Origin of the sequence: Pseudaminobacter soli (ex Li et al. 2025), from assembly GCF_029892515.1 — a bacterium.
Taxonomy (GTDB): Bacteria; Pseudomonadota; Alphaproteobacteria; order Rhizobiales; family Rhizobiaceae; genus Pseudaminobacter; species Pseudaminobacter soli_A.
In genome coordinates, this window is record NZ_JARXVF010000010.1 from 1 (window position 1) to 13,026 (window position 13,026).

At 63.0% G+C, this 13,026-nt stretch carries 13 protein-coding genes and 2 pseudogenes; 7 read left to right on the forward strand and 8 right to left on the reverse strand.

What is annotated here, in order from left to right:
- Positions 1 to 259: YMGG-like glycine zipper-containing protein (locus tag M2281_RS26065; RefSeq protein WP_280824123.1), on the reverse strand; the 259-nt coding region annotated here is incomplete at its 3' end.
- A gap of 548 nt (positions 260 to 807) precedes the next feature.
- On the opposite strand from M2281_RS26065, the gene M2281_RS26070 reads away from it, so the two are divergent.
- Entirely contained in the window at positions 808 to 1,074 is a 267-nt protein-coding gene (locus tag M2281_RS26070) for a hypothetical protein (protein WP_280824124.1), read from the forward strand.
- A gap of 463 nt (positions 1,075 to 1,537) precedes the next feature.
- On the opposite strand, the gene M2281_RS26075 is transcribed toward M2281_RS26070, so the two are convergent.
- From M2281_RS26075 to M2281_RS26085, 3 genes are read right to left on the reverse strand one after another with little or no spacing between them, the layout of a single operon-like run.
- On the reverse strand, positions 1,538 to 1,801 hold the full coding sequence (locus tag M2281_RS26075; RefSeq protein WP_280824125.1) for a helix-turn-helix transcriptional regulator: 264 nt from the start codon (positions 1,799 to 1,801) through the stop codon (positions 1,538 to 1,540).
- Between the two features lie 15 nt (positions 1,802 to 1,816).
- Positions 1,817 to 2,182 (reverse strand): hypothetical protein, encoded by a 366-nt coding sequence (locus tag M2281_RS26080; protein ID WP_280824126.1) that lies wholly within the window; start codon positions 2,180 to 2,182, stop codon positions 1,817 to 1,819.
- Entirely contained in the window at positions 2,179 to 2,511 is a 333-nt protein-coding gene (locus tag M2281_RS26085) for a hypothetical protein (protein WP_280824127.1), read from the reverse strand. Before M2281_RS26085 ends, M2281_RS26080 begins: the two co-directional genes overlap by 4 nt.
- A gap of 296 nt (positions 2,512 to 2,807) precedes the next feature.
- Between M2281_RS26085 and M2281_RS26090 the strand changes: the two genes are divergently transcribed.
- The gene (locus M2281_RS26090) at positions 2,808 to 5,963 is read left to right on the forward strand and encodes an autotransporter outer membrane beta-barrel domain-containing protein (protein WP_280824128.1); all 3,156 of its coding nucleotides are present in this window, start codon (positions 2,808 to 2,810) and stop codon (positions 5,961 to 5,963) included.
- Between the two features lie 54 nt (positions 5,964 to 6,017).
- On the opposite strand, the pseudogene M2281_RS26095 reads toward M2281_RS26090, so the two are convergent.
- Together M2281_RS26095 and M2281_RS26100 are read right to left on the reverse strand one after the other, a co-directional pair.
- Positions 6,018 to 6,233 (reverse strand): annotated as a pseudogene (locus M2281_RS26095) (ISL3 family transposase); the annotation flags it as partial.
- Between the two features lie 146 nt (positions 6,234 to 6,379).
- On the reverse strand, positions 6,380 to 7,171 hold the full coding sequence (locus M2281_RS26100) for a hypothetical protein (RefSeq protein ID WP_280824129.1): 792 nt from the start codon (positions 7,169 to 7,171) through the stop codon (positions 6,380 to 6,382).
- 622 nt (positions 7,172 to 7,793) lie between these two features.
- On the opposite strand from M2281_RS26100, the gene M2281_RS26105 reads away from it, so the two are divergent.
- The gene (locus tag M2281_RS26105) at positions 7,794 to 8,012 is read left to right on the forward strand and encodes a hypothetical protein (protein ID WP_280824130.1); all 219 of its coding nucleotides are present in this window, start codon (positions 7,794 to 7,796) and stop codon (positions 8,010 to 8,012) included.
- 3 nt (positions 8,013 to 8,015) lie between these two features.
- Positions 8,016 to 8,261, forward strand: coding sequence for a TonB-dependent receptor plug domain-containing protein (locus tag M2281_RS29165; RefSeq protein ID WP_342394305.1), 246 nt, complete (start codon positions 8,016 to 8,018; stop codon positions 8,259 to 8,261).
- Here M2281_RS29165 and M2281_RS26110 read toward each other — a convergent pair.
- Both M2281_RS26110 and M2281_RS26115 read right to left on the reverse strand, forming a co-directional pair.
- A complete protein-coding gene (locus tag M2281_RS26110) occupies positions 8,186 to 8,773 on the reverse strand; it encodes a hypothetical protein (protein ID WP_280824131.1) in 588 nt (195 codons plus the stop codon). The genes M2281_RS29165 and M2281_RS26110 overlap by 76 nt on opposite strands.
- A 104-nt stretch (positions 8,774 to 8,877) precedes the next feature.
- Positions 8,878 to 9,105, reverse strand: a pseudogene (locus M2281_RS26115) (toprim domain-containing protein); the annotation flags it as partial.
- Positions 9,106 to 9,489: 384 nt separating this feature from the next.
- On the opposite strand from M2281_RS26115, the gene M2281_RS26120 reads away from it, so the two are divergent.
- The 3 genes from M2281_RS26120 to mntR all read left to right on the forward strand — a co-directional run bounded on the left by M2281_RS26120 (position 9,490) and on the right by mntR (position 13,008).
- The gene (locus M2281_RS26120; protein WP_280824132.1) at positions 9,490 to 9,957 is read left to right on the forward strand and encodes a Spy/CpxP family protein refolding chaperone; all 468 of its coding nucleotides are present in this window, start codon (positions 9,490 to 9,492) and stop codon (positions 9,955 to 9,957) included.
- A 1,158-nt stretch (positions 9,958 to 11,115) separates the two neighbouring features.
- Positions 11,116 to 12,450 carry an Nramp family divalent metal transporter gene (locus M2281_RS26125; protein ID WP_280824133.1) on the forward strand — a complete coding sequence of 445 codons (1,335 nt, stop codon included), beginning with the start codon at positions 11,116 to 11,118 and terminating at the stop codon, positions 12,448 to 12,450.
- Between the two features lie 108 nt (positions 12,451 to 12,558).
- Positions 12,559 to 13,008, forward strand: a complete 450-nt coding sequence (gene mntR, locus M2281_RS26130) for a manganese-binding transcriptional regulator MntR (RefSeq protein ID WP_280824134.1) — start codon at positions 12,559 to 12,561, stop codon at positions 13,006 to 13,008.
- Positions 13,009 to 13,026: the final 18 nt, after the last annotated feature.

Here is a 13,026-nt window from a genome sequence, read left to right on the forward strand (position 1 = left end):
AACGGTCCTGGTAACGGCACATTTCTTGACCGCGAGGTTGCGAGCTGCCTGAGCCAGCAACAACAGCACCAAGTAGCGCTCCGGCACCAGCGCCGATTACTGTGCTCTTCGTGTCGCGGCCGATAGCCTGGCCGATGAGGGCACCGCCGGCTCCGCCGATTAGCGCTCCCGTTCCAGCTCTCTGTTCAGTTTGAGAACAGCCGGCAAGTGCGGTGGTGAGTACGAGGGCGGCGGCAGTCAGAGTTTTGTAGAAGTTCATAATCCTCTCCGTGGAGCCCCAAAACAGGGTAGGGCAAAATAGCCCGGCGACATGAACGCAGCCTGACTAAGCCGTTCATCCCGGAGAGGGGAAGGGGAGCCGCACCCATGCCCACGCACCTCTGTCTTGGGTCCTTCCTAGATCAAAAGGCAATGCGTATGCACAGGCCTGCTTCAAGTCGAACGTTGGCGATGCCGAGCGCTCAAAAAGCTTGTCGCTTGTGTAAGATGCTGGCTCTGAGCATGATGACTTATGCTGAAGTCAATCGCAGTCATACTGCTTGCCTCCTCGGCTGGCGAGATGTCCAAGATTCAAGTCGATACAGATCGACTGAAGCAAGAGTTAGACTCGGGCGCGAGCGTTCTACAATCGCTCCGCAAGAATGGCGACAACAACGCAATTGTCCACGTCCGGTTTGTCGGTGATGTCAAGAACATCAAGGACCTCACGGAGCAACTACCGAAGTTCGGGTGGCGAGTTATTCAGATAGTCCCGGAAGCCGGTCAAAGTGCCTTGGACATGCGGCGAGAAGTTCCACTGGGTCGAACATGCTGAGCGCAGCACGATCTACAACGCCGCGCAACGGCGTGGCGCTGGAAGGCGCGCGGCTCTACGTCAACCTCTTCCCCTGTGCCGATTGCGCGGGCGCGATCGTGCAATCAGGGGGCGTCCATTGTCCGCCGATCCTGACCATCGGGTTATGCTGCGCCGTATCATCGAAGGCGAGCGTGCGCAGGCACCGCCTTCACGCCCCTGATCGACATGCCCGAACTCGGCAGAATGTCCGCTTCAGCCAAATGTGTTTCGAAAGCTGACCTGCAGCTTTCGGCCCTAAACTGCCCGTCTGCTTCGCGAAGGCGCCTTAGCCATTGCCCAAAAGCAGACGTCAGCCACACAAGCTAGAGGTCGAGCCAAAACACGTCATTCGGCGAACGGCATGGCAACTTCCGCTCTTTGGGGACCTGCCGGGGCGAGGACCTATCGGGGCCAACTGCCTGGCAAATCCAAGCGATATAGCGGATTTTGAACAGCAGTTGTTCTGACCGTTGGTCACAAGCTGCTCGACCTCGGGCAGGATCTTGCCTCCCATCGCCTGCTCTACAACCTTTCGGTCGAGGCCACGGCTCTTCCACGGCCGTAGCATACATTCCCTCGCCGATCCGAGAAGACGGAGGAACCGCGATCCTTCGAACCCAGCGCGTTCTCCGCAAGCAGAAGGGTCACATAGGCTGAAACGCCACGCACGTCGCGCGTCGGCGAGAACTCACAAGGACCCCATCAGCGTCCCTTCCGCGCCCTTGCGCGGAGGTCGCCCGGTGTCGTCTCGAAGCGCCGGCGGAACACGCGGTGGAAGTGCGAGACGGTCGAGAAACCGCATTCATATGAGATTTCGGTGACGCTGCGGTCCGAGTGGCGCGGTGTGGTCAGCATTTCGCGCGCGCGTGTCAGGCGGCGCTCGATCAGCTCGTCGGTGAAGGATGTCTCGAACTCGGCGAACAGCGTCTGGGCGTAGCGCGGAGAGATCGACAGGCGCCGCGCCAATGTCGTCAGGGTGAATTAAGGCTCCATGAAGTTGCGGTCCATTTCCGTCTGGATCGCCCTGAAACGCGCCGCGCGCACGCCGGGATTCTCGGGCCTGCCGGAGAGGTCGCCGCCGGTCGTGACCCACATGACCAGGTCAGACAGGTGGCCGGAGACGAATTGCGGCAGGCCGTCGAGAGCCTCCTCCGGACAGGCAAGCAGCGCCTGCACATAGGCGAGCAGCAGGGCCGTCGCGCCTGAAACCGGAAGAAGCTTCATGAAACGGTCCTCGAAGCCCCGGTTGCGGCGGGAAAGCTGGAGGCGCGGCACCTGCACGGCTGTGAAGTCGCACGGGCTGCCCACACGCATGACGCCGCGCGAGGGCTCGCATTGCTCGATCACGCCGCGCTGCCGGGCGGGCAGTCGAGGCTTCTACCTTTCTGCTCGATGCGCATGGGCGCCTGGCCGCTGTTGAGGAACAGGACGGCATTGTCGGTGTTTTGCTCGGCGATCTCGGCGGGGCTGCGGGTGATGGAACGCACCGTCCCGCGGATGCTGCCGGCGGCCGCGTCGCCGGTCAGGAGGATGTTGAGCCTGCCGGTGAATTCGGCGCCGGGGTCGCTGTCGGCCCTGAGCCGGACATAGCCGCTGGAGAGCGAGTCGATCCAGCATTCCTTGCGACTTGGCGCATTTCCCGGCAGTTCGGTGGAATCGAAGACGATGTGGCGCATGGTGAGCGGCGTGTTGTCGAAACAGCCCTGATTACAACGGTTTCTCGTGCTTTTCCATGCGCGAAACGCTTCTCGCGCCTGCGCGAAAGATCAATGCGCACCGTCCAGGCGCAAAGTCCGGGACGGTGGCGGCGGTGTTGCGCGGGGGCAACAGGCGGGCGCAGGCGCCGGCTCGGGCCCCGCCAGTGCGCCAAAGGCAATCACGGCCTGCGTGAAACGCGACGACAGAATTCGCACTCCTTCCTAATGCTGCGGCCTATTGCCTTGCGCAGGCGGCATATCGAGGGGGACGATCAGTGACGACATATAAGGGCATTTCCGGCAGGCGTCGTCGTTTGCCGCGCCTTTCCCTTCTGGCGGCGACCATGCTGGCAGGGCTGCCGATGGCGGTCGCACCTGCCGCCGCGGCGGCGAATGACTGGACGGGGGCGCAGTCGGGCGACTGGAGCGATGGGCAGAACTGGAGCACGAACGCGGCCCCCACCAACACCGACACGGCGACCGTCGACGGGCCCGACTCCACCATAAGCGGAGGGGCGGCGGCCGATAGGGTCTTTATCGCCGCGGCAGCCAACGGGGTGCTGAATGTCAATGGCGCGACCGCGCAACTCGGCGTGACGGGCAGTCTGCTTTCCGGCACCGGTGCCCGCGGCATCCTCAATGTGGTAGGCACGGGCAAGGTGCAGCTCGGCGACAAGCTGATCCTCGGCGACACGGCCGGCAGCGTCGGGCTGGCGACGGTCGGCGGCGTGGGCAGTACGCTGGAGGCCACGGGCGATATCTGGATCGGCCACAATGGCAGCGGCAGCCTTGCGGTGGAAAATGGCGGCGCGATCACGGCGGCCGGCAAGGTCATACTGGGCCTCAATGGCGGCAGCAGCGGTCTGCTTCAGCTCGCGGGCAGCGGATCGAAGCTGGATATAGCCAGCGAACTGTGGGTCGGGGAGAACGCTAGCTCCATACTTACGATCACGGGCGGCGCCAGCGTTTCGGACATGCGCGGCGCTCTGGCCACCAACAGCGGGACGGCGAACGGCATCGTGCTGGTGGACGGCCCAGGCTCGACCTGGGCCAATTCCGACACGCTGCGCATCGGCGTGTTGGGCAACGGCTCGCTCACGATCCTGCATGGCGGCGCGGTTTTCAGCGACAGCGCCGACATCGCCTTCGGCGCGAAGTCGATAAGCGGGGTGGAGGTGAAGGGGCAGGATTCCGCCTTTGCGGTCGCCAACACGCTCAATGCCGGGCAGGCCGGCGAGGGCACGCTCTCGATTCTGGAGGGCGGAACTGTTACCAGCAAATATGGCAACATTGGCACAAGTCCCGGCTCCAAGGGCCATGTTCTGGTGGATGGGGCGGGAAGCGCCTGGGCGATGGGCGTTGGGCTGACGGTAGGCGCCTGGAGCGCGGGCGACCTGACGATCTCGAACCAGGGCAAGGTCACTGACAATTACGGCTTCATTGGCAATGTAGCGAGCGGCAGCGGCTCAGTGGTCGTCGACGGCGCGGGGGCGTCCTGGGTGAACAGTCAGGACATCCAGGTCGGTGTCAGCGGAGCGGGCTCGCTGACGCTGAAGAACGGCGGCGCGGCCTCCGCCGGAATGCCGGTACGGGTCGCGGTCGATGCCGGCTCGAGCGGCGAGGTCGATATAGGCGGCGGCCTGTCGGGCCCCGCCGCCGCCCCCGGAACGCTGGATGCGCCGGCGCTGGTGTTCGGGGCGGGCAGCGGCCTGCTCACCTTCAACCACACGGCGGACAACTATGTCTTCGCTGCCGCGATTAGTGGGATCGGCGGCATCAACCAGATTGCCGGCACCACTATATTGACCGGGGGTTCGAGCGGCTTTGCCGGCGAAACCTCCGTCGCCGGCGGCACGCTGGTCGTCAACGGCACGCTGGGCGGCGAGGTGGATGTCGGGGCGCATGGACGCCTCCAGGGCTCGGGCACGGTGGGCAGCCCCACCGGCGCCACCTTCATCGCCGGCACAGTGGCGCCGGGCAATTCGATCGGGACGCTGCATGTGGGGGGAGATGTCACCTTCGCGACCGGTTCCGTCTATGAGGTGGAGGTCGATGCCGCTGGCGCTTCCGACAAGTTGGAGGCGAGCGGCGCGGCGGCGATCAATGGCGGCACGGTCAAGGTCTTGGCCGGGGCGGGCAATTATGCGCCGGCCACCACCTACACCATCCTGACCGCCGCCGACGGGCGCACGGGCACCTTCGGCGGTGTCACCTCCAACCTGGCCTTCCTGACGCCCTCGCTGGACTATGACGCCACCCACGTGACGCTCACGCTCACCCGCAACAACACCGGCTTCACCAATGTCGGCGTCACGAGGAACCAGATCGCCACGGGCGGCGGGGTGGAGAGCCAGGCCGGCGGCGCGGTCTACAATGCCGTGCTGGGCCTGACGACGCCGCAGGCGCGCGCCGCCTTCGACGTGCTGTCCGGCGAGATCCACGCCTCGGTGCGCGGCCAACTGATTGAAGACAGCCGCTTCCTGCGCGACGCGGTGGACGAGCGCCTGCGCGCCGCCTTCGCCGCGCTGGGCGCCTCGGCTGCGCCGGTGCTGGCCTATGGAGCGGATGACACCCCCGTCGCGGTCGCTCCCGACCATGCCGGCCCGGTGGTCTGGAGCTACGGCTTCGGTTCGCGGGGTTCGGTCGACAGCGACGACAACGCCGCTAGTCTTGAACGCTCCACCGGCGGCCTGCTGATCGGGGCCGATGGCCTGGTTGGCGACTGGCGGGTTGGGCTTCTGACCGGCTACAGCCGCGCGAACTTCCGCGACGACGGCCGCGCCTCGTCCGGCTCGCGCGACAGCTATCATCTCGGCCTCTATGCCGGCTCCGTCTGGGGCGTTTCGGGCGGCGAACTTGCGCTGCGCTCAGGTGCGGCAGTGAGCTCGCACGACATCGACACCAGCCGCGCGGCCGCCTTCTCCGGCTTCTCCGAGACGCTGGAGGGCAGCTACCGCGCCCGCACCGCGCAGGCCTTCTCCGAATTGGGCTACAGCGTGAAGGCGGCCAGGGTCGATCTCGAGCCCTTCGCCAACCTCGCCTACGTGAACCTTTCCGCCGACGGCTTTAAGGAGACCGGCGGCGCGGCCGCCATTGCCGTGCGCGAGCGCACCAGCGGCGTCACCTTCACCACGCTCGGCCTGCACGCCGCCGCCGACCTGCCGCTGGGCGGCCTGACGGCCACCCTCCGCAGTACGCTGGGCTGGCGCCATGCCTATGGCGACGTCACCCCGCTGGCCACCGCCGCCTTCGCCGGCGGCGCCGCCTTCACCGTGGCCGGCGTGCCGGTGGCCCGCGACGCGGCGGTGGTGGAGGCCGGGCTCGACCTTCCGCTGGCGCCAGCCGCCTCGCTCCGCGTCGCCTATGGCGGGCAGTTCGGCTCCGGCCTTTCCGACCATGGCGTGAAGGCGACGCTGGACTGGAAGTTCTAAGAGCGCGTTCTGAAAATCGTTGGATAGGGGGGCCGCCGGGTCGTTACTCGTCATTTATATGCGGAGGTTCTTCCTCACTTGGTGGCGCGAAGGTAGCATGCGTGCCATCAGCAGTTCAGGGCCTGCCCTGTCGTACATTGCGCTTGAGCGTCTGAGGCGGTTGATCTGCCCTTCGGCCTGTGTCCGTTGCTCCAGGGGCAGCTCAATGGCGTTGTTGACGGCATCGTTGTCTCTGCGCAGGACGCGGGCGAACCGCATGATCGGAATGAGACCCACTAAATGGGCGGCAGGTATCGGTCCGCGACAGAGTTAACTCGAATGGCTACAAAGAGGTCGAGAGCTGAATAGCAGCTCAAGTTCATTCCCATCCAAGAGCAGTCAGTCGGGTTTCAGCCCGCAACAGCCGCGCCCAGCAGCTACCTGTTCATGTCGGCCAATGCGCCACGCATGGCCGTGCTGGTGATGCCGAACATGCCCCCGTAGGGAATTTCGAGGTCAACGATTGCGAACATAACGCTGGAGATCGCGATGACCCCGATCGCCAGAACGACGGCTCCAACCAGGCGTCGCGGGATCTGGAGTCCAAAGCTGAGGAAGACGAGCGCCAGCCAAAAGCTCAGTATCCCGCTGAACCAGCCTGGCGAGGTTCCGATTGCATCTTCGATGACCGCCCAGCGGCTTGCCTGTACCAGGCCAAAATCCGTTCGGCATCTTGCGGCTATGTTCGCATACGATGCATCGCTCGGCGCTGCTGTATCGATCATCAAGCCGATTTCATTCATGAGAGCGCTCAATGTGGCATCTTCGCCGATGGTTGCCATTCCCCTCGTATCGGGCGTGCCTGGCACGAGCGGCGCAGGTTCGTTCCGCCACGTGCTGGCAATGACGGCGGCCGTATATTGCCGCAGACGGGTGCGAGCTGGCTCCATTGCGGGACCAAGGCCGCGCAGGCACTGGTCGAGGCGCGCCAGCTTGGCAGCATAGACCGAGCGGTCTTTGTCGGCGGCGTCGAATGCGGATCTTGCCGTCGACAGTTGCAGACCGAGAACCAGGGCGGCAAAAGTGACGAGAAGTCCCGTCACGAGCCTCAGCGCATCCATGTTCTCCTTCGACAGATGCTCCTCGTGGAGACGGGTGCGCAGGATCATTCCGCAGATCGCGCTCAGGCTAAAGAGCAGCAAGAAAGCCAGCCCGTACAGGAATTCCATGATGCAAAATGGCCAAGAACCGCATGAGCCTGGAAGTCAAAGACTATCATCGACTTAGCGCGGCGAAAATTATCGGCAAGAGTGGCTGGGATGACAGTTACTAGCAACCGCAGCCCTCGACAGCTCTGTTTTGCACGGAGAGCAACAAGCCTGGGGTTTGTCCCGTGAAGGGGCCCTCCGTAGGCCGCACCGTGGATGACCACTTTGCGCCCGGTCTCGGCCATTGAAGTTAGCTCTGTCACTGCCTCAAGGCGCAGTTAACTGGCGATCGCGCTGGAGTCACGGTTGCGGCACTTCCAGACGTTAGCGACGCAATCAGTCCATCTTTGGCTTCATGGGTGCGAATCCTGAATCGCTGCAATGCAGCTATATTCGTGTGGATACATCGACTAATCCGCTAAGCGACACAGAACCGGCATTCCTGGCCAAATACTTCGGCAAAAGGCCACGCTTTCGGGAAAAAATGCAGGCGGCGGCTTGCAAACGCCAACACGTGTTATATTCAGCGAAATATATTGATGCCTTTTTATGGGTTGGTCATCGCCCGTGGGAGGGGGCAACTGGGCATCCTTGACACCTGGGAAGTCCAGTCAGGCGATGATCGGGACGGAGCATTTGAACTATGCGTTATATTGCAATGAATATATTGATTGAGTTGCTCGCCAGCACGATCCTCATACAGAACGTGCATGCGCAAGACACCGAACCGCAGGTGGAGGTGAAGGCCGAAGACGCCAAGAAGCCGCAGGCCGGCAACAACGACGTGTTTGAGTTGGGCAAAATCACCGTTCACGGCGGTGAGGGTGGAGAAGGTGGCACAAGCGGCCTGGCCGTTTCCTAGAGCATCGTCACCTCGGAGGAGGTCTACAAGACGAATCGCAACACGCTCGACGACGCGGTTTCCATCGTTCCGGGCGTCAGCACCGCCAACACCGGCGGCAGCCGCAACGAGCGCCTGATTTACGTCAGAGGCTACGACCGCGGGAGGTCGACGTTCGGGGCGACGTACCCGCGCTACACGCGGGCCAATACAGAGGCGAGCCAGTTCCGGCCGGTACCTGTATGGTCGGCCACGTGCAGCCAGCCGTAGTGCGGCAGCACGCCCGGCTTCTGTTCGAGGTGCGCCAGCCAGTCTAGGAACACATTCCGCTCAGCCTCGTCCGGGAATAGATAGCCAACGTGTTCGAGAAACAATCCGATGTCGGCCTTGGCCTGAGAACGGACAAGCGGCCTCCAACTGTTCACGGCGGTTTGGCCTTCCGGATCGCGGCAGAAAATTCCGGCGCCGGCATGAAAGGGGCGGGTCATCACCGTCTTGCGGTTAGCGTCTCGCTGCCAGATGACAGCATTAGGCACCGGGCGAGGGCGACTTCCTCCTTCCTCCATCGTCGTTGACGCGGAGAGGAGCGAACGCAACTCCTTCCACGTCAGGAACATGCCGTGGTCGCCAATGTGAGCCACTTGCTCGCCGGTCGCGATCCAGACGAGGTTGCTCAGCATCTCCTCGACCTCCATGATCGGGGGGAGAACGCTCATGGCTTCCGGCTGCTGAATCCGGTCGTTTTCTTGCTTCTGATGCCGTCGGAGATCTTCATTCCGCACAGCTGTCTCCGCCTCGCCCTCCTACGGCAGCAACTCGTCGCACTTCTCCGCAGACACAGTCACCACAATGGCGCTGCCGATGGCTTCCTCCACCAGATCGAGGATCAGCTCGGCACGGTCGGCAACGCCACGGCTGCCATCCTACCGGCGGAGGTAACGGCTTTGTCCGCAGCGCGCTGGCCGGCGAGGTTCTCGTCATGGTCGGCCGCGATGATAATCAGCGCTTCAGGCTGGCGCTCGCGGATAGCAGCAGCTACCGGCGCCAGATTCTGCGCGTCGAAGCAAGCCAGCACGCAATGTCCAGTAGCCTCATGTACGCTTGCAGCGGTGCCGAACCCCTCGGTCGAACTCCCACGATAGAGACATGCAGACCTTCACCCACGTGTCGCGATCGACATCGGCCGGGATGTAGCTCAAGGAAGTGCGGACGCGATGCACGGCTTCTTGCCCTGGATGCGCGGCATCGGTGCGTTCATCATGCGTGCGCCTCCGCAGCAAGGCGCGCCTCGGCCACTAGATTGGCCAGCACCGCGTAGTCGGGCACTGGTGCGAAGCGAGGGGTGGTGGGGCTTCGTCGGCTCTCATGCCGTCGGCAAGACCTGGCTCAAGCCCCGGTTTCCTCTGGGGCAGGGCGAAAAGTTGGCGTCGCCCGCGGAACTGGTGACCCAACCAAGCGTTGAGCGCTGCCTGCATTGCTTAGCAAAATGGAGATCACGATGCTTAGAACAGCAATTGTAGGGGTCGCGGCCCTCCTTATCGGTTCGTCCACGTTGGCCTATGCGCAAACCGCTGCTCCCACGGATGCGCAGGGAGCTTCAAACGACTGGAAGGAATTAACCAATGTGCGGGTCGACCTGGTGAAGGCGGCGTTACAACTGACGCCGGAGCAGCAGAAGTTGTGGCCGGCAGTGGAGACGGCCATAAGGGCGCGGGCCGAAGCCCGGCGTGAACGCATCGAAAACATGCAAAAGATGCAAAGCGATCAGCCCGATTTCTTCGATATCCTGCGCAACCGCGCCACCAACATGGCCCAGCGGGCCGCCAGTCTGAAGCAATACGCCGACGCCTGGGAGCCGCTCTATAAGACCCTCGACGACAAGCAAAAAGCGCGGCTGCGCTTCGTGACGATGGCTACCGTGCACGAGGCCAGAGATTGGATGGCAGAGGAAGGCTACGGCGAATAACGCAACTCGGCGAATTCAACCGAGATCCTATCCGCGTGCGTCTAAGCGTACTGGCCTGGAACAACCCGTCCCGGGGTCCGAGGCGGGTTTTTGCACATTTCGCCAGTCGTCTGGCTGCAGCCTTGTTCCGGAACAATAGCATCGGTGCCGCATTAGCTCGGCACGCCTGCAATTTACTCTTAGCATCGTGTCTGCTCGTCGTCTCACCCGAGGAGCAGGGCTTATTCGCGGTCGCCACTTTGCGTTTCAGTGCGCCGTCTTGACCTTTGGTTTCTTACTCTTCGGAGGTGCAGTGCTCTCTGGCTCAAGGCTCTTACACACGATGCCGGCGACGTTTTCCTTTGGTTATCGCGGCCCGTGCTGGCAGAGCCTGAAAAGGGCCTCACGGATGCTGAGATCGGCGGGGCCTGTCATGATGGGCGCGTGGTTACTCGAGTTCGCACCTCGACTAGGGAAATCGAATTGAGTTCGCACCTCGAATTCGAGCTCAGCGATAAACGCCCGACGCGCTTGTTAGTGCACACAACGCTGCACACGAAAATAAGCACTTCGATTTTCTCAGATCCTCCGCGAACCCGAACAAACCGCCCCGAGCGGCTTTGTCGTGCCCAGGGCACGGCGAAGCGTAGACCGGCAAGGACGCGCCGGCGGTCGCTCGCCGCGCATCATGCGTCCCGACTTGCCTGAAGCCCGCCAACGCGACCACCAGCAGCGATGAGGCTCGATCCCTGCGTGGGGCCCGGTACGCCCGATGGATGGGGATTCGTTCACCAGGGCAGCGGAGAGGCGCAACAGACGACCCGCGTGCCGGTTGACGAATTGACAGCCGAGATGGGCGGGAGCCCCGGCGAAATCAGCTCGCCGATTGTCTCAACATCTTGACGACGCTAGTCACCCGAGCAAAGCGCTCGCTCGTGAGACCTGCTCCGCCTCGGGGAGGACACCGCTAACGGGGCGGGCGCCGCCTGCACTCCGCAAATTCCAACTCGTCTACACTTCTTCAATGGCGACGACGCGCAGAAATCCCACTCCAGCCAACCCAGCTTGGCACCATGACGGCTGAACCGGCCACCAGGGGGGGTAGCCCGCGATTTGTCGCTGGCTCATGTTAGCTGATGCTCTTTATCATGGCATATTGACATCAATATAGCATTGGCTATGTTTCGCGGAAGCAGGCTGAGGAATTCAATAGTGGACAATGTGTCGGTACAGACGCTGTCAGAACGTACGGATGCGCGCATACGCGAGGTGTTGACTGGTCGGCGTCGAGGCGTGCGCTCGAAGCTGCTTTTCGCGGGGCCGGCGGTGATCGCTTCGATCGCCTATATGGACCCCGGCAATTTCGCGACGAACATCCAGGCAGGCTCGGGCTATGGCTATTCGCTCCTGTGGGTGGTGCTGATGGCGAACCTGATCGCCATGTTGTTCCAGGCGCTTTCGGCCAAGCTTGGCATTGTCACCGGGCGCAACCTTGCCGAGATGTGCCGCGACGAGTTCTCGACGCCGGTTCGCTATGCGATGTGGGCGGTCAGCGAAGTGGCGGCGATGGCCACCGACCTGGCTGAATTCCTCGGCGGCGCAATCGGCCTGGCGCTGCTCTTCCAGATGCCTCTGATTGCCGGCATGGTGGTCACAGCGATCGTGACCTACGGCGTATTGCTTTTCGAGGGGCGCGGATTCCGGCCGATAGAGCTCATCATTGGCGCGCTCGTCGCAACCATCGGCCTTTGCTATGTCGCCGAGATGGTCATTGCACCTGTCGCCTGGGGGCAGGCAGCCGTGGGCATGGTCGTGCCGTCGATGCCGGATGCCGCAGCACTGATGATCTCGGTCGGCATCATCGGCGCGACCGTCATGCCGCACGCTCTCTACCTTCATTCCGGCCTGATGCAGAACAGAACCCGGGCGCGCGACGACGGCGAGCGGCGCACGCTGGTGCGCTTCTCGAACTGGGAATGCGTTATTGCGCTTACCGTCGCCGGTGCGGTCAACATGGCCATGGTGATCATGGCCTCGGCTGCCTTCCACGCTGGTCACCCCGACGTTGCCGAGATCGAGACCGCCTATCATTCGCTCACGCCGCTGCTTGGCGGGGCAGCCGCCGGATTCTTCCTCATCTCGCTGATGGCCTCGGGCATTTCGTCGTCCGCGGTCGGCACCATGGCCGGACAGATGATCATGCAGGGCTTCGTCGGCTTCCACATTCCGATCTGGGTGCGCCGCCTGGTGACGATGCTGCCGGCATTCGCCGTGGTTCTGATGGGGGTGAATACCACCGAAGCTCTGGTCTACAGCCAGGTCGTTCTGTCCTTTGCGCTGCCAATCCCGATGATCACACTCGTGATGTTCACCCGCAACCGCGCCATCATGGGGGACTTCGCCAACGGCCGGCTGACCGACATCCTCGCGATCCTGGGAGCGATCATTATCCTGTTCCTGAACGTCGTGCTGCTGCTCGATACGTTCGGCGTTCCGATCCCGGGCCTTGGATAGCGGTTGGTCCGAAATGGGCGGCGGGGTTTCATAGCTGAGCTGAATTAGTTATGGTCGAGGTTTAGTTTTTGACTGTGACTCTCGACTGCTCGAAGGTGCCCCGCCGCAATGAAATCGCGTACTTCCAAAGAAAGCCGTTCGGCCCCGACCGAAGTCGAGACGCAAGCCGAGGCCTTCCAGAAAAGTCGCGATGCCCGGCGGACCGAGCTGATGGAAGACTATGTCGAGCTGATTGCCGATCTGATCGAGCAATCGGGCGAGGCACGCCAGACGGACATCGCGCAACGTCTCGGCGTCACCCAGCCGACGGTCGCCAAGATGCTCAAGCGGCTCGCCGAGGAGAACCTGGTCACGCAGCGTCCTTATCGGGGCGTATTCCTGACCGAGGAAGGCCAGACGCTGGCGGCCGCCGCGCGCCGTCGTCACGAGATCGTCGAGGCTCTCCTTTGTCGCCTCGGCGTAGACCCCGACACCGCAAGGAACGATGCCGAGGGCATTGAGCATCACGTCAGCGAGAAGACGCTGGAGGCGTTCGAGCGCTTCCTGAAGAATGGCTGACCTGTCTCGGGGGTGCGA